The sequence below is a fragment of the Paeniglutamicibacter sp. genome (genome assembly GCF_046714615.1).
Taxonomy (GTDB): Bacteria; Actinomycetota; Actinomycetes; order Actinomycetales; family Micrococcaceae; genus Paeniglutamicibacter.
This window is the reverse complement of sequence record NZ_JBKKAP010000079.1, coordinates 1-15417: the sequence shown is the minus strand read 5'-3', so window position 1 is coordinate 15417 and position 15417 is coordinate 1. Positions and strand designations below refer to the sequence as shown.

The 15417-nt window shown below is 65.6% G+C and carries 16 protein-coding genes; 7 read left to right on the top strand and 9 right to left on the bottom strand.

Annotated features, from left to right (window positions below; genetic code table 11):
* Positions 1-3: 3 nt before the first annotated feature.
* From ACLQ7E_RS08895 to ACLQ7E_RS08870, 6 genes are all read right to left on the bottom strand, one after another.
* Positions 4-495, bottom strand: a complete 492-nt coding sequence (locus ACLQ7E_RS08895) for a hypothetical protein (RefSeq protein WP_411732225.1) — start codon at positions 493-495, stop codon at positions 4-6.
* Positions 492-1094 (bottom strand): signal peptidase I, encoded by a 603-nt coding sequence (locus ACLQ7E_RS08890; RefSeq protein WP_411732224.1) that lies wholly within the window; start codon positions 1092-1094, stop codon positions 492-494. The genes ACLQ7E_RS08895 and ACLQ7E_RS08890 overlap by 4 nt, the downstream gene beginning before the upstream one ends.
* Before the next feature lie 38 nt (positions 1095-1132).
* Positions 1133-1675: a hypothetical protein gene (locus ACLQ7E_RS08885; protein ID WP_411732223.1), complete on the bottom strand. Its 543-nt coding sequence runs from the start codon at positions 1673-1675 to the stop codon at positions 1133-1135.
* A gap of 37 nt (positions 1676-1712) precedes the next feature.
* Positions 1713-2240, bottom strand: coding sequence for an alternate-type signal peptide domain-containing protein (locus ACLQ7E_RS08880; protein WP_411732222.1), 528 nt, complete (start codon positions 2238-2240; stop codon positions 1713-1715).
* A 378-nt stretch (positions 2241-2618) separates the two neighbouring features.
* The gene (locus ACLQ7E_RS08875) at positions 2619-2852 is read right to left on the bottom strand and encodes a hypothetical protein (protein ID WP_411732221.1); all 234 of its coding nucleotides are present in this window, start codon (positions 2850-2852) and stop codon (positions 2619-2621) included.
* Positions 2853-2920: 68 nt separating this feature from the next.
* Positions 2921-3451 (bottom strand): MarR family winged helix-turn-helix transcriptional regulator, encoded by a 531-nt coding sequence (locus ACLQ7E_RS08870; protein ID WP_411732220.1) that lies wholly within the window; start codon positions 3449-3451, stop codon positions 2921-2923.
* Between the two features lie 573 nt (positions 3452-4024).
* Between ACLQ7E_RS08870 and ACLQ7E_RS08865 the strand changes: the two genes are divergently transcribed.
* From ACLQ7E_RS08865 to ACLQ7E_RS08835, 7 genes are all read left to right on the top strand, one after another.
* Positions 4025-5248 (top strand): cytidylyltransferase domain-containing protein, encoded by a 1224-nt coding sequence (locus tag ACLQ7E_RS08865; protein ID WP_411732219.1) that lies wholly within the window; start codon positions 4025-4027, stop codon positions 5246-5248.
* Positions 5249-5335: 87 nt separating this feature from the next.
* Positions 5336-6229 (top strand): N-acetylneuraminate synthase family protein, encoded by an 894-nt coding sequence (locus ACLQ7E_RS08860; protein ID WP_411732218.1) that lies wholly within the window; start codon positions 5336-5338, stop codon positions 6227-6229.
* Positions 6230-6358: 129 nt separating this feature from the next.
* The gene (locus ACLQ7E_RS08855) at positions 6359-7384 is read left to right on the top strand and encodes a glycosyltransferase family 2 protein (protein ID WP_411732217.1); all 1026 of its coding nucleotides are present in this window, start codon (positions 6359-6361) and stop codon (positions 7382-7384) included.
* Positions 7381-8745 carry a polysialyltransferase family glycosyltransferase gene (locus tag ACLQ7E_RS08850; RefSeq protein ID WP_411732216.1) on the top strand — a complete coding sequence of 455 codons (1365 nt, stop codon included), beginning with the start codon at positions 7381-7383 and terminating at the stop codon, positions 8743-8745. The genes ACLQ7E_RS08855 and ACLQ7E_RS08850 overlap by 4 nt, the downstream gene beginning before the upstream one ends.
* A complete protein-coding gene (locus ACLQ7E_RS08845; RefSeq protein ID WP_411732215.1) occupies positions 8732-9748 on the top strand; it encodes a hypothetical protein in 1017 nt (338 codons plus the stop codon). Before ACLQ7E_RS08850 ends, ACLQ7E_RS08845 begins: the two co-directional genes overlap by 14 nt.
* Positions 9745-10977 carry a DUF6716 putative glycosyltransferase gene (locus ACLQ7E_RS08840; protein ID WP_411732214.1) on the top strand — a complete coding sequence of 411 codons (1233 nt, stop codon included), beginning with the start codon at positions 9745-9747 and terminating at the stop codon, positions 10975-10977. Before ACLQ7E_RS08845 ends, ACLQ7E_RS08840 begins: the two co-directional genes overlap by 4 nt.
* Before the next feature lie 130 nt (positions 10978-11107).
* Positions 11108-12193 carry an inositol-3-phosphate synthase gene (locus tag ACLQ7E_RS08835; RefSeq protein ID WP_411732213.1) on the top strand — a complete coding sequence of 362 codons (1086 nt, stop codon included), beginning with the start codon at positions 11108-11110 and terminating at the stop codon, positions 12191-12193.
* Between the two features lie 97 nt (positions 12194-12290).
* Here the strand turns inward: ACLQ7E_RS08835 and ACLQ7E_RS08830 are convergent, their stop codons facing one another.
* The 3 genes from ACLQ7E_RS08830 to ACLQ7E_RS08820 all read right to left on the bottom strand — a co-directional run.
* Positions 12291-13103 carry a DUF559 domain-containing protein gene (locus tag ACLQ7E_RS08830; protein WP_411732212.1) on the bottom strand — a complete coding sequence of 271 codons (813 nt, stop codon included), beginning with the start codon at positions 13101-13103 and terminating at the stop codon, positions 12291-12293.
* Between the two features lie 235 nt (positions 13104-13338).
* Complete coding sequence (locus ACLQ7E_RS08825; protein ID WP_411732211.1) at positions 13339-15021, bottom strand: formate--tetrahydrofolate ligase; 1683 nt, start codon at positions 15019-15021, stop codon at positions 13339-13341.
* Positions 15022-15070: 49 nt separating this feature from the next.
* On the bottom strand, positions 15071-15417 hold a 347-nt coding region (locus ACLQ7E_RS08820), incomplete at its 5' end, for a glycosyltransferase (protein ID WP_411732210.1).

Below are 15417 nucleotides of genomic sequence, written 5' to 3'. Positions count from 1 at the left end.
CGCTTACGCGGACGGGGTGCAGGTCACGCCGGTGATGAACAGGATGGTGGTCAGTTGCGCAGTGATCTGCGCCGGCGGGCCGCTGAGCCCCGAGGCCGTCGGCGTGATGGTCACCGCGTAGACACTGCTGTCCAGAAGGGCAGCCCCTTCCAGGCGCAGCGTAGCCGTCGCGGTGGTCGTGGTCTTAGCGACCGTGACCGAGTTGCGCACGGCAGTTACCGTGTACCCGGTCGCGTCCACCGCACCCCAGTTCAGGGTCAGGTCCGAGTACTTGTCTCCCAGCAACGGCCCGTCCTTGCGGGTGCAGGTCACGGTTGCGGGGTCCACGCCCCGCGGCGCCCACGCGCCGGCCACCACGGTGGAGGCAACCGTCCCGTTCAGGCTCCACAACGCATGCGCCCCGGTGGCTCCGAGCCCAAGAACCACGATGACCCCGTAGGCAATGGCAGCGATGCGCAGCGAACCCGGCCGCTTCACGGTGCCGCGCGCACTCATGCCGACACCTTCCCGGCGGTCTCGTCGGTTTGGCCGGGGGCCTCAGCGGCGCGCCTGCGGGCGGCAAGTGACCGGATCATGGTGATCGCGCCGTAGCCAATCAGCCCGGCCGCAGCGAGGTTGCCCACCAACCCGCGGTCGTGGGTGCCCAGCCAATTTGCCGCGAATCCGGCGTAGGGCACCGCGTAGAACAGCTTCCCCCGCATCTGCATCCTGGTGACGGGGGTTTCGTCGGCGACATCGTTGTTGTCGCCCCGGGTGACCAAGGTGCGCTGGCCCAACTGGTCCGCGGCGATGGATTCGACCCGGTGGGTGATGACCCCCGGGCGGCCCGACTCCAGCTGGTAGGTCACCACGTCGCCGACCTTCAGTGATTCGAAGGGCGCGGGCTTGACGACCAGCAGTGTTCCCGGACCGTAGTTCGGCATCATGGAGCTGGTCAGCACCGAGTACGTCTGTGATCCGGTCAGCAGCGGGACCACGATGAGCACCAGTGCCGCCAGGGCGGCCGCAACCAGGGCGATGAAGCTCAATGCGGTTCCGGCCCGGTGCAATGAGGAGCGGGCGAAGGAAGAATCGGCTGCTGGGTGCCGGGACATGGGGGCCAAACCTAACTGCGTCGTACGCGTGGTGGGGGTTATTGGAGCTGCGTGACGTTGAGGTCCAAGCCCAGGCTGGCCTCGGCTCCCCCGAGCGTTGCCGGGGCACTGGCCGCCAGTGAGACAGTCAGGCAGAGCGTGCCGCTTTTGCCCTGCCCCAGCTCAAGTGCGGTTGGAACGTGGTGCGCGGTACAGGACGCGCCCTGGACCCAGTAGAGGTCGGTGGTGAGATGGGGGGCAAGCGACCCGGTTGCCGTCGGCACGCCCGGGTTCACCCGGATGCGGAAGGTCCCGCTGCCGGCGTTGCTCGAATTGGTGAGCGTGATGGCGGTGGTGCGAGTGGTTCCCGGGAGCATTCCGGTGATTCCTGGAATCAATACCGTTTGTCCCGAAACGGAGAACCGTTGGGCCGCGGCCCCGGATGCCTTGACGTCCAGCGAGAAGTCGGCACCTGACACGATTTGGGGGTTCGAGGCCGTCGCTTGGTTCCACACGGCAAGGGTTCCCTGCACCGTGAACAACGCCAGGATGGTTGCGGCCCCCAAGATCGCAACCATCCTCAACGTCGCTTTGATGCACATGCGGTGCTCCTCGTTGTTCACGGCTTCAGCGCTGGCCCTACGGCGTGGTGACAGGTGCGATCTGTTCCAGCTTGAAGCCGATGCTTCCAAGTGCGTTGCTGGCCGTCGTCCCCACGGTGCCCGTGGTTGCTTCCAGGAATGTCACGCTGACCGTGGCGGTGTATTCACCGTCCGAGTTGGCGCCAAGGGGCGCGGTGACGGTGGTTCCGCTTGAATCCTTCAGGGTTGCACTGCCGACCTCGAGGTAGGAGGCGGACTCGGATACGGCCAGATTGTTCGTCAGGGTGAGTGAAGCGCTCATCAAGTCGCCGTCCAGCGCCACGGTGACAGGCTGCGTGAAGTGCAGCTCGTCGCCCGGGACCACCTTGTAGGAATCGAGTTGGATTTGGGTGCCGGCGCCATTGGTCCAGGTACCGACGCCCGCAGTCAGCTGAAGATCTCCCGAGACGATGGACCCTGCCGGAGTGTCTACGGAGGCGTTCCAAACGGCGAGCGTTCCGCCGCCTCCCAGCAGCAGTGCCACGCCGAGGCCGATTGCAAGAGTCCCCTTGGTCATCTTGTTCATGGTGTTGATCCTCAAAGTCCTGCGCCGGCCCCAGCGACCGGTGCAAGATCAACTGTGCAGGGCAAACCGCAAGATCGAGGTCGATTTTTCCACAGGCTTCCACCAAACTTTCCGCAACAGGCTCAAGCGTCCCCAGTGCCGTTCTTGCGGAAATCTTGATCGTTGAGCGCTTTCTCAACACCAGCCGCAATAAATTGCCGTGCAATTGCGCCCGGGGCGGGAATAACGCACCAGAATGCGGGTTTGCAGGCAGGCTGCTCTAGCCAACGCATCACGCGGCGGCCGACCGCGCATCCATCCAGGTTTGCCGAAGGGCAATGTCCCCAAGGGAGGACATTGCCCTTCGGCAACTACGGAAATGGGTTGCGAGGTGCCGGATCAGCGGTCTGCGGCAGCAATAACCTCGTCGGGAGCCTGGGTCCCGGCCGCCTCGTGGGCACGAAGCACCCGGCGGGCACGATCACGTTTCAGGCGTTCACGTGGATCCCGGTGCGGAAGCTGGTCGGCAGGGCCAAAGATAGTGAATCCCAGATACTGCAGGCTCCACAGGACGCGATAGGTGCGGCTCAATCCCGTGATGTCCTCGACGATGGGCAATCTCTTGTCACTCATGGGTTTCCAGTCTCTTTCTGTGGGAGACCAACCCTCCCCTGCAGAGTGGTGTCTCCGTGGACTTCCGGCTATCTCTGCCCAATTGTAGTCCAATGGTTGGTACACCAACTAATTTTGCGGAGGCCACCGGGTGAATACAAACTCCTTAGTGGGGGGGCCTTCGAGGCCGCCTCGATGACCTTCTTCATCGTCTTGTGGAGTGCGACAAGTTCATCGCCGTCCATGTCGAGACGCCGCATCATCTCCTTGGGGACCTCGAGGGCGAGCTCGCGGGCATCCCTGCCCTTTTCGGTCAGCACGATCTCGAGGGTCCGCTCATCGGCCGCGCTGCGGCTGCGCCGCACATAGCCGAGCGCCTCAATCCGCTTGACCAGTGGCGAAAGCGTTCCTGGGTCCAATTGGAGCAGGTTGCTCAATCCCTTGATTGAAAGAGGTTCGTGCTCCCAGAGGGTCAGCATGACCAGGTATTGCGGGTGGGTCAACCCCAGCGGCTCGAGGACCGGCCGGTAGGCCGCGACCACGCTGCGGGAAGCCAAGGACAGCGCAAAGCAAACCTGGTTCTCTAACGCCAGCGGATCTGCCGGCGGTTTTTCGCTCACTTTGTTCCCTGCTTTGGTGGATGGTTCGGTCCATCCATCATAGGTACGGAAATCATTTCAAGTCGCGAGAATCCCAATTCCCGGCGGCCAGTGCGAATCTGCGATAAACGCCGGGAGCTCCCGTGAACTCCTCGACCGCACCGGCGTCGGTCTTGGTGAATCCAAGGCCCCCGCGCCCCCTCCCCGAGCGGGAAGCCCAAATCGTGCGTGCCCGCTGCGCCGCCATACGGGTCCACGTAGTCGGCCGGCACCCCCGCCGCGACGGTCCCCAAACGCACAAGATCGGGCGTCGAAGAGTTGATTCGTTGTTGAAAATCACGGTGCCCCTCGCACCCAAGACCCCGCGGCCAACCTGCTGCAGGACAGAACCCCCGGCACCTCGCCCAGGCCCCAATCCCCAACGCGTCGGCGGCAACCAGCTGCCCGAGCGATACCCAATCCTTAATTTCACCCACGAGAACAGCATGCTGACAAGGGATTATTCTCAATATTGCCCATTGGTCTCCCAGTTGTCGCCTCCCGTTAACCTAAATGCGGTCGGTTCGTTGACTTGCGGCGATAGCGTCTTTGGTTGTGAGTACGAACAGCGAAGCGAAGACCCTGGTCATCATCCCGGCCCGCGGGGGATCAAAGGGAATCCCGCTAAAAAACCTGCGCAGGATCGGCGGCCAAACCTTGTTGGCACGGGCCATTGAATCCGCGTTTGCCACGCCGTCAGTTCTCGACGTCGTGGTCAGCACGGACCACCCGGAGATCAAGGCGGAGGCACTGGAACACGGCGCAACAGTCATCGACCGCCCGGCAGAGATCGCCGGTGACACAGCAAGCAGCGAATCGGTGTTGTTGCACGCCCTGGGTACGCTGGACGTTCTCCCCCAAATCACCGTTTTCATCCAATGCACCTCGCCGGTCATCGCACCGGCAGACCTGCAAGCGGCCATCACCACGGTCGCCAGCGGAGCGGCGGATGTCAGCTTTGCGGTGGTTCCCGACCACGGGTTCCACTGGAGCTGCGACGAAACCGGGGCCGCCCATGCCAGCGGACACGACGCCGCCCGGCGTCCGCGCCGTCAGGACCGCGAACCGCGGTTCCGCGAAACCGGGGCGTTCTACGTCATGGACACCGCCGGATTCCTTGAGGCAGAGCATCGCTTCTTCGGTTCCCTGGCGCTGGCCCAGGTACCGGAGGACCACGGAATCGACATCGACACCGAGGCCGACCTGGCCCTGGCCCAATGGCGCCTGACGCACACCACTCCCGTGACCGGGATCGATGTGGACGCGCTGGTCACCGACTTCGACGGCGTGCACACCGCAGACACCGCCTACCTCAGCCAGGACGGCAGCGAAGCGGTGCGGGTCTCCCGCTCCGACGGAATGGGCATCTCGCTGCTGAAGAAGGCCGGAATCCACCTGCTAATCCTGTCCACGGAAACCAACCCCGTGGTCACCGCACGGGCCACCAAGCTCGGCGTGGACGTCGCCCAGTCCGTGAACGACAAGGCCACCGTCCTGAACCAATGGATCGCCGACCGCGGCCTGGATCCGGCACGCGTCGCCTACCTGGGCAACGACGTGAACGACCTGGACGCCATGAGCCAGGTCGGTTGGCCACTGACCGTGGCCGACGCCCGCGAATCCGTCCACCTCGCTGCCCGACACCGCCTGTCGCGGCCCGGCGGAAACGGCGCGGTGCGCGAGGCAGCCGACCTCATCCTGGCCGGCATTACCAGCCAAAACACCGCGGCGACTTCCGCCCCGACATCCGGTCCCTTGGAACCCTCCCTGGTCCACTAGACCCCCACAGTTTTCCACCAATCCTCACCGAGACCTTCACATAACCAACCCGAACGGTCCGGCAATCCACGAAAGGCAAGTCCCCCCATGACTATCTCCACCACCGAAACCGCACCCGTCGCCATTGGCGAGCAGCTCCTGGGCACCGGCCAGCAGGTCTACGTCATCGGCGAGATCGGCATCAACCACAACGGCGACATGGAGATTGCCAAGCAGCTCATCGACGTCTCCGCCAAGGCCGGCGCCAACGCCGTGAAGTTCCAGAAGCGCACGCCGGACATCTCCACCCCGATGGACATGCGCGACAAGATCCGCTCCACCCCGTGGGGCGACATGACCTACCTGGACTACCGCTACCGCGTCGAGTTCGATGCAGCACAGTACAAGGAACTGATCCGCTACGCCGCCGCACAGGGCCTGCACGCCTTCGCCTCCCCGTGGGACGTCCCCTCGGTCGCGTTCATGGAAGAGCAGGGCGCAGTGACCCACAAGGTCGCCTCCGCCTCGGTCACCGACATCGAGCTGCTCAAGGCCCTGGCCGAGACCGGCAAGCCGATCATCCTCTCCACCGGCATGTCCACCATCGAGCAGATCGACAAGGCCGTGGAAACCCTCGGCACCGACAACCTCGTCATGATGCACGCAACCTCCACCTACCCGCTGCCTCCCGAAGAGGCCAACCTGCGCATGATCACCACGCTGCAGGAGCGTTACCAGGTGCCGGTCGGCTACTCGGGCCACGAGCGCGGCCTGCAGATCTCGCTGGCTGCCGTCGCCCTGGGCGCCGTCACCGTGGAGCGCCACATCACCCTGGACCGCACCATGTGGGGCTCCGACCAGGCCTCCTCGCTGGAGCCGAAGGGCTTCGAGGCACTGATCCGCGACATCCGCATCCTCGAGCAGGCCATGGGCGACGGCGTCAAGAAGGTCTTCCCGGGCGAGCTGGCACCGCTGTCCCGCCTGCGCCGCGTTGATGCCTAAGCTGTAGCATTCTTCGCATAGTTTTAGGACCGTGGGGTGTCCGCCTTCCGGCGGGCACCCCAACGGCATTAGGTGGCCAAAACGCCGCCGACCAGCTTTCCCAGACTTAAGGACCACCCCGAGATCCCCATGCCTTCCACAGCCGCACTTCCCTCCGCCAAGGCCCGCATCCCCGGGCTCATCAGCGTCATCATCCCCGCGATGAACCAACAGGATTTCATTGGCGACACCCTGGCGTCCCTGGCCCGTCAACAACTGAAGGGACGGGAACTGGAAGTCCTGGTTGTCGATGACGCCTCCACCGATGCCACCGCGGCGATCACCGCGGAATTCGGCGCACGGATTCCTGGCCTAAAGATCATCACGCACCCGACCAACCGCGGGGTGTCCGCCGCCCGCAACACCGGGCTGGAAAGCGCCAGCGGCGAATTCGTGGTGTTCCTGGATCCCGATGACTGGTTTGCCCCCACCCACCTGGCGCAGCTGGCCGAGGGGCTTGAGGCACTGGACGTAGACTACGTGCGCTGCGACCACGTGCGCGTCACCGGCGGAAACCGGACGCTGTACCGCGCGCCGCAGGCGAACCGAAACGTCGTGTTGAATCCCTCCGACGACATCTCCCCCATCCACACCGCGACCATGATCGACTACCCCCTGGTCTGGGCGGGCATGTACCGCGCCGAGGTGCTGGAGTCCGTCGCGCCGCGCTTCAACGAGGAGCTGCGCACCTGTGAGGACCGGCCCTGGTTCTGGGAGCTCGCCCTCAAGGCAAAAAGCTACGCGGTACTCAACGCCCACGGGATTTTCTACCGCCGCGGTCTTCCCGCTTCCCTCACCCAGGTCTTCGACGATCGCCAGCTGGACTTCCTTCACGCCTTCGCCGGGATCCTGGATATGGTGCTGACGGACCCGGCGCACGAAGCCCACGGACCCAAGGCACTGCGCCAGTTCCTGGCCATCTCCTGCCACCACCTGGGCCGCTCGGACCAGTTCCCTCCCTCCCTGCGCCAGGCCCTGCGCGCGGGAATCGCGGAGCGGCTCGCAGCAATACCCGCGCCGCTGCTGGATGAAGGGTTGGCCGAACTCGACGCCAAGCGCCGCAAGACATTGACCGGCCTGCGGCCCTCCGCCGCGGCCAAGAGGGAAAGCAAATGATCCAACTTATCCAGGCGTCCGCCTACTTCCAAGTCGTCTCCCTGGCGGCAATGGTCGATGCGGGCCTGCTCCCGGAGGCCGAGCGCCGCGTCCTGGTGCTGGCCAACGGCAGCCAGATGCCAGAAATCACCACGCCATTACGGGAGAACCCGGGCTTCGCGGCCCTGGCCGCGCGCTTTGACGACGTGGTGGACCTGGGCGAACTCCTGTGGCCGCGCCGCCCCGGGCAATTCAACCCCCGGAACGAGGAGCTGCCGCTCTTCGAGAAGCTGTTGCGCCACCGCTGGGACCTGGGCCAGGACCCGGTGTCGCTGGTGCTTGAATCCATCCAGGTGAACCCGGCCCAGGCGCTGGCCCGGATCTTCTTCGACGCACCGATCTCCGTGCACTCCGACGGACTGATGTCCTACGGCCCCACGCGCAGCAAGCTGCCCCAGCATATGCTCCAGCGCCTGCGCGAAACCATCCACATCGACCTGGTTCCGGGCCTGGAACCCATGCTGCTGCTCGAGGCCCCGGTGCAACGCAAGGTCCTGGGGCTCGAGTCCCTGGCCGCGGTCTTTGCCGAACTGGCAGCGGCCGTCGATCCGGCCGGCCTCGACCTGCCCCAGCGCGCCGCCCTGGTGGTGGGGCAGTACCTGGGCTCGCTGGGCATCCTCGATACGGCCACGGAACTCGAGCTGCACCATGGCATGTTGTTGGCCGCCCGCGACGCCGGGGCGAGCTCCGTGGTGTTCAAGCCGCACCCCAGCGCCGGCCCCACCGCCGCGCTGCAGCTGCGTGCCCGCGCCGAATCCCTGGGCCTGGAGTTCCGGATCCTGGAGACCAACCTGCTGGCCGAAACCGTCATCACGCTCATGAAGCCGCTGGTGGTCATCTCCTGCTTCTCCACGGCCCTGCTCAGCGCCAAGTACATGCTCGGCACCCCCGTCGTTGCCGTGGGCACCGGGGAGTTGCTGCAGGAGCTGAGCCCCTACCAGAATTCCAACCGCATCCCCGTCTCGATCGTCGATGCCCTGCTCGTCCAGGAGCTTCAAACGCCCGCCGACGCGGGCGTGAACGACGAACTCTCGCCCCTGCTGCGCGCCGTCGCCTATTGCATGCAGTACCAGAACCTGCCCGGGCTCCGCGAGGAGGCCGTCGCGTTCCTGGCCGCGAACTACTCGCGTTTCGGGGCCCACTTCAAGCGCCGCCGCCTGGCCGCCCTGGACCTGCCCCCGAGCTGGGCCCACCCGACGCGGGCGAACCGCGGCCGCGCCTGGGGACGGCGGATCCAGCGCCGCGCCCTGCGGGTCGGCTCGCGATCGCTGGAGAGATTGGCACGCACGCTGCATGAGACCTCTACCCGTGTATCCCGCTGATTCCGCCGTCGCACGTCCTCGCTTCGGCCATGCCGAGGTGTGGGTCGAATCCCCGCTGCAGCTGCTCTCCGCCATCGAGGCGCACGGCGCCGGGCTGCTGGGAACCACCAGCCGCATCCACCCGCGCGGGGGCACCACGACGCTTGACGCCACCCTGGCCACGCTCATAGCGCAGGCTCCGGCGGGCGTGGCGTTCGCGCCGTCCACCGCGACCCCTCCTTCCCCGGGTTCCGCCGGCGCCCGGCGCTGGGTGACCGGGGACGCGTATTCGGGACGGGTCCAGCGCGCCATGCTGGGGCCCATCGCCGTGGAGGAAGTCGTGATCATCGACGACGGGCTGGCCACCCTGGGGCTCATCAAGGCGCTGGTGTCCACCGAGCCGACAGCGCTGGTGCGCCCGCGCTCCCGACCGAACCCGGCGCGCCGGGCCCTGGGCATTGCCAGCTGGTACCGCCTGCGCTCCCTGGCCCGGGCGGGCCGCCTGCTGGTCTTCACCGCCCTCCCGGTGGACCCCGAGATCGCGCAGCGCTTCCTGGCCCTTGGCGGACACCTGGAAGCACACCGCTTCGAATGGCTGAACACCCAGCCGATGACCGAACGGATCAACGAACCCACCGTGGTGGTCGGTTCTGCCATGGCCGCCGACGGGCTCATCCACGCGGAACCGTACTACCGCTGGCTGGATTCGCTGACGCTCGACGGGCCCGTCGCCTACTTCCCGCACCGCCGCGAGTCGGGGAAGTTCCTCGCCATGCTCGCGGAGCACGAGAGGATCGTGGTCCGCGAGCACACCATCCCCATTGAGATGCGCCTGCGCTCCCTGCGCCGCGGCCAGGACGTGAGGGCGCTGCCGTCCACCGCGCTGCCTTCCCTGCGGCTGCTGCTGGGTGAGACAGGGGTGCGGATCATCGGCCAGCACATCCCCGCCGCCTGGTGGAAGCCCGCCGCCTCCCTAGAACTTCGTTCCCACTTGTCCTCGTCCCTGGAGCTATTGACCCCATGAACACCCTTTCATTCAGGCCCAGCATCGTTGCGGTGGCCGACTCGGACTCGTACCTGAAGCTGGCCTGCACCACCCTTTCGGCCCTCGGACCGGAATGGGACCGCCGCGTGGTGCTCGTGCGCACCCCGATCGCCCCCACCGCAGAGCAGATTGCCGCCGCCACCGCTGGCACCTGCTTCGAGGCCGAGGACATCCCGGTCATTCCGCGCGCCGCGCTGAACTACGACTCGCTGGAGGAACACATCATCTTTGCCGCTGCCACCGGACCGGTGGTCAGCGAGCTTTTCACGAAGCTCCTGCGCTCCAAGTCCAACTCGCCGCGCCCCGCTGCGCTGATCTCGGCGTTGCCCGGTGTCGCCTACCCGGCAACCACCAAGGGCTGGGCCTACCGGCGCAGCGCGGACGCGTTCATCGTGCATTCCCATGCCGAGGCCCGCGAATTCTCCCATCTGGCCGAACAGGAAACCGGGCACTGCCCCGACATCCTCGTCTCGAAGCTCCCCTTCCTGAAGACCGCGGGGTTTCCGCAGCCCCAGGACTCCCCCATCGACACGGTGGTGTTTGCCTCCCAGGCCAAGGTCCCGGTCCAGCGCGCGGAGCGCGAAGAGATCCTGCTGGCCCTGGAGCGGGTGGCCCGGCTGAACCCGAAGGTGCGCGTGCTCGTCAAGCTCCGTGCCCGTGCCGGGGAACCGCAGACCCACGCAGAGGCGCACCCCTTTGACACGCTGTGGGAATCGCTGGTGGCCGCGGGGAAGGTCGGGGCCGGGCACGTGGAGTTCGTCACCGGTGCCATGGACCGGGTGCTGGTTCCCGGTTCCGCGTTGCTCACCGTTTCCTCCACCGCGGCGCTCGAAGCGGTGGATCGCGGCCTGCCGGTGTTGGTGCTGACCGATTTCGGGCTCAACGATGCGATGCTCAATTCGGTCTTCCGCGGCTCCGGGCTGCTGGGAACCCTTGATGACGCGGCGGCATTGCACTTTTCTTTTGCGAATCGCGCATGGCTGCGGGAAAACTACTTCCACCGCCGCGGCCCGGAATTTGTCTCGGCACTTTCCCACTACGCCCAGCGTGCCCAGAACCAGACGCTGACCACCTCTGATGAGCAACTGGCCATGGTCCGCGACGTCGCGTTCCGGCAACGCGTACGCACTTCCCTGCCGCGCCCGGCGCTCGAGGCGCTGCTGCGGATCCGGCGCTGGTGGCTGCGCGAACGCGGCTCGCGGACCTGATCCCGTACCCCGCTTGTACCACTGAAGCACCCCGTTGGGAATAACCGTCCGGCTTTCTCACTTAGCATTGTAGGTGTGCTGGACGGTGGGCCTTCCCCTGCCCAGAAGTTTTTGATTTTGAGGAGACAAGGTGTCGGAAAATCCGATTCGGGTTGCAATCGTTGGCGTAGGCAACTGCGCCACGTCATTGGTTCAAGGTGTTGAGTACTACCGTGACGCGGACCCGCAGGCCACAGTTCCCGGCCTGATGCACGTCCAGTTCGGCAAGTACCACGTCAATGACGTGCAGTTCGTAGCGGCTTTCGACGTGGACGAGAAGAAGGTCGGACTGGATCTGGCCGACGCCATCCACGCCTCCGAAAACAACACCATCAAGATCGCCGACGTCCCGACCTCGGGCATCATCGTGCAGCGTGGCCACACCCTCGACGGCCTGGGCAAGTACTACCGCGAGACGATCACCGAGTCCTCCGCGGAACCCGTCGACATGGTGGCAGTGCTCAAGGAGACCAAGGCCGATGTGCTGGTCTGCTACCTGCCGGTTGGTTCGGATGCCGCAGCAAAGTTCTACGCACAGGCATGCATCGATGCAGGCGTGGCCTTCGTCAACGCCCTGCCGGTCTTCATTGCGGGTACCAAGGAATGGGCCGACAAGTTCACCGCCGCCGGTGTCCCGATCGTCGGTGACGACATCAAGTCCCAGATCGGCGCCACCATCACCCACCGCGTGATGGCCAAGCTCTTCGAAGACCGCGGCGTCACCCTGGACCGCACCTACCAGCTGAACGTCGGCGGCAACATGGACTTCAAGAACATGCTGGAGCGCGACCGCCTTGAGTCCAAGAAGATTTCCAAGACCCAGGCCGTGACCTCCAACGTTGAGGCCGTGCTGGCCGCCAAGGACGTCCACATCGGCCCGTCGGACTACGTCCAGTGGCTCGATGACCGCAAGTGGGCCTTCGTGCGCCTCGAGGGCCGTAACTTCGGTGACGCCCCCGTTTCCCTGGAATACAAGCTGGAGGTCTGGGACTCGCCCAACTCCGCCGGCGTGATCATCGACGCCATCCGCGCGGCTAAGATCGGCCTGGACCGCGGCATCGGCGGGCCGCTGCTCTCGGCCTCGAGCTACTTCATGAAGTCCCCGCCGGAGCAGTTCAACGACGACCTCGCCCGGGAAAAGGTCGAGGCCTTCATCCGCGGCGACCTCGAGCGCTGACCCCCGAGCGCTGACCCCCCGTTTTCCCGGGTTGCCCTATCACTTTTGGTCCCCAACCCCTTGGTTTGGCTACAAATTGTTATTGGGCAACGGGCGTTTAACGCTCTTTGAGGGCGAGGTGGACTTTGTTGACCGCGCCCCGGAAGTCTTGGGCCAGATCGTCGGCATTGAACTTGCAGTACCGCCAGCCCGCAGAATTGAAAGACTCGTCGCGGCGATTGTCCCGGGACTGCTGCTCGCGCGTGAGGTGATGGCCGCCGTCGTACTGGATAGCTATGCGCTGCGCGCGGTATCCCATGTCTGCTGCCGGTGAATAGGGGTTCTCAGGCTCGACACGCAGCTGCAGTTCCGGCTCCGGCAGGCCCGAAGCCGTTAAGGCCAACCGCAGGAAGGTCTCAGGTGCAGAATCTGACCCGGGACGGATGAGTTCTGCCGCTTCCCTGGCTTTCACGATTCCCTTCAGTTTCGGGTGCCGCTTCAACATTTCCTGCAGTTGCGGAAGCGTCGACCACGGATCAGGGCGGTCATCAAGACCAAGCCGCGGCTGGCGGACCAACTGGTCACCCACGGCCACGAGGTCCTCCAAAGGCAGGATGCCAGCAAGGTCAAGCCAGGTCCGGGCAGGTGTGGAGATTCGGATTCCGTCCAGCTCCATGACCTCCTGATCAAATGCCAGGACGGTGTGGCCTACAACGCCCTTCCGCCGTACGGGCGGCAGCTTCCTCGGTTTGCTCAGGTGAAGTTCCGGGCAGTCGCGGAACCAGGTAGGAAGCCACAGTCCCAGGATGCAAGCCGCTGTCACGTGCGAGATCCATGCGCCCGGCGTCGCTGCGGATAGTGCCCTTGCCAGCCCGCGGATTTCAAAGTCCCAGCCAGCCGGCAGGTAGAGCAACCGCCCGGCAGAGGCCACGTCGGATGACCGGAGCCTGCCCCGGCTCAGACTGGCGGCCCGTGCCTCATGGACGGTAAACGGAACAGATGAAAGAGCGGCTGGCAGAGGCGAAGACGGACGCATGAGCACCATTGTTGCCCGAAGCCGACTTCGCCCGCAGAAGATATCCACAGCCCCGGTTGCTCTATCAGTTTCAGCCCTCAAAAGGGCCAGATGAGGGCTCAAAGTGATAGAGCAACCGGGGGAGTGAGGGTCAGGAGAGGCCCACGGGGTTGCCGGCGTCGTCCACGTCCATCCGCATCGCGGCGGGGGCAGAGGGAAGGCCGGGCATGGTCATGACCGCACCTGTGAGCGCCACGATGAAGCCTGCCCCGGTCTTGGGGATGAGGTCGCGCACATGGATGGTGAAGCCCTTGGGCGCGCCCAGGCGGGACGCCTCGTCGCTGAACGAGTACTGGGTCTTGGCCATGCACACCGGCAGCCCGGACCAGCCGTGCTTTTCGATGTCGGCCAGCCGTTTCAGGGCAGGGACGGAGAAGTCCACGCCGTCGGCACCGTAGATCTCCTGGGCAATGGTCCTGATCTTCTCCTCCACAGGACGGTCCAGCGGGTACAGGTGCCGGAAGTGGTTGGGCGCGGCTACCACCGCCGCCACCTTGGCCGCCAGTTCATCGCCCCCGTCACCGCCGCCACCCCGGCCCCACACATCAGCAACTGCAGCCTGCACCCCCTCCGCAGCACACCACTCCAGCAGCCAGTCGAGCTCCTCCTGGGTGTCCGTGGCAAACCTGTTGATGGCCACCACCGGGGTCACGCCGAACTTGTCCACGTTGCGCACGTGCCGCCGGAGGTTGGCGACGCCGGTCTGGAGCGCCTCGAGGTCAGGTGCCGTCAGTCTGTCCTTGGCCACGCCGCCGTGCATCTTGAGCGCCCGGACAGTGGCCACCACCACCACCGCAGCTGGCGCCACATCGGCGATCCGCGCCTTGATGTCCATGAACTTCTCCGCTCCCAGGTCCGCGCCGAAGCCGGCCTCGGTGACCACAATGTCGGCCAGGCGGCGTGCAGTCTGTGTCGCGATCAGCGAGTTGCAGCCGTGGGCGATGTTGGCGAACGGTCCGCCGTGGACCAGGGCGGGGGTGCCGGCGATAGTCTGCACCAGGTTGGGCTTGATGGCTTCTTTGAGGAGCAGGGTCAGGGCGCCCTGCACCCGGAGGTCCGCCACCGTGACAGGGGCCCGTCCGTACGTGTAGCCGAACGTGATGCGGCCAAGGCGCGTGCGGAGGTCGGCGAGGTCCGTTGCCAGGCAGAACACCGCCATGATCTCGGACGCCACCGTGATGTCGAAGCCGTCTTGGCGGGGGACACCCTGCGTGGGACCGCCGAGCCCGATGATCACTTCCCGCAGCGACCTGTCGTTCATGTCCAGGACCCGCTTGAACGTCATCCGGCGGGGATCGATATTCAGCTCGTTGCCCTGGTAGATGTGGTTGTCCACGAGCGCCATGAGCGCGTTGTTGGCGGACGTCACGGCGTGGAAATCACCGGTGAAATGCAGGTTGATCTCGTCCATGGGAAGCACCTGGGAGTAGCCGCCCCCTGTGGCCCCGCCCTTCATGCCGAGAACGGGGCCGAGCGAGGGTTCCCGCAAGGCGATCATCACCTTGTGGCCCGCCCGGGCCAGCGAATCGGCCAGGCCCACCGTGGTGGTGGATTTCCCCTCGCCGGCGGGGGTGGGTGACATGGCGGAAACCAGCACCACTTTTCCGGACGGAGAGGGGGCGTCCAGCCGTGCCGGATCAATTTTGGCCTTGTAACGCCCGTACAGTTCCAGCGCCGCGGGATTAATGCCGGCCGCTGCCGCCACCTCTTCAATCGGCCTGATCTTTGCCTGGCGGGCGATCTCGAGGTCGCTCAGGTAGATCGGTTCAGACATCTTTGTCCTTTGTTAGGGCTTCTTCAGGCAGGCGCGGGTGGCGCCTGCCTCAGGGCGCCTGGATCGCCGGGATCAGCCGGCGTTCCAGGTAACCGTCGACGGCGGCGTGGTAGCTTTCCAGCGTGATCGCGGCGGTGCGCTGCCAGCCGGAGTTCTGGACCCTGATGGAGGCGGCCCGGCCCATGTCTTCCCGGGTGGCCGGATCGTCGTAGAGGGCCTCCAGCGCGTCGGCCCAGTCCTCCGCGTGGTGGCCATCCACCAGCAGCCCTGTGCGGCCATGGCAGATGGCCCGGGAAAGTCCGCCCACCCTGGTGGCGACCACCGGCGTCCCGCAGGCCTGCGCCTCGAGCGCCACCAGCCCGAACGATTCGCTGTAGGAGGGCATCACCACGACGT

What these genes read in the sequence shown, in the direction of transcription:
- ACLQ7E_RS08895 (WP_411732225.1), bottom strand. Translation starts at nt 495, where the DNA reads ATGAGTGCGCGCGGCACCGTGAAGCGGCCGGGTTCGCTGCGCATCGCT.
- ACLQ7E_RS08890 (WP_411732224.1), bottom strand. Translation starts at nt 1,094, where the DNA reads ATGTCCCGGCACCCAGCAGCCGATTCTTCCTTCGCCCGCTCCTCATTG.
- ACLQ7E_RS08885 (WP_411732223.1), bottom strand. Translation starts at nt 1,675, where the DNA reads ATGTGCATCAAAGCGACGTTGAGGATGGTTGCGATCTTGGGGGCCGCA.
- ACLQ7E_RS08880 (WP_411732222.1), bottom strand. Translation starts at nt 2,240, where the DNA reads ATGAACAAGATGACCAAGGGGACTCTTGCAATCGGCCTCGGCGTGGCA.
- ACLQ7E_RS08875 (WP_411732221.1), bottom strand. Translation starts at nt 2,852, where the DNA reads ATGAGTGACAAGAGATTGCCCATCGTCGAGGACATCACGGGATTGAGC.
- ACLQ7E_RS08860 (WP_411732218.1), top strand. Translation starts at nt 5,336, where the DNA reads ATGACTATCTCCACCACCGAAACCGCACCCGTCGCCATTGGCGAGCAG.
- ACLQ7E_RS08855 (WP_411732217.1), top strand. Translation starts at nt 6,359, where the DNA reads ATGCCTTCCACAGCCGCACTTCCCTCCGCCAAGGCCCGCATCCCCGGG.
- ACLQ7E_RS08850 (WP_411732216.1), top strand. Translation starts at nt 7,381, where the DNA reads ATGATCCAACTTATCCAGGCGTCCGCCTACTTCCAAGTCGTCTCCCTG.
- ACLQ7E_RS08840 (WP_411732214.1), top strand. Translation starts at nt 9,745, where the DNA reads ATGAACACCCTTTCATTCAGGCCCAGCATCGTTGCGGTGGCCGACTCG.
- ACLQ7E_RS08825 (WP_411732211.1), bottom strand. Translation starts at nt 15,021, where the DNA reads ATGTCTGAACCGATCTACCTGAGCGACCTCGAGATCGCCCGCCAGGCA.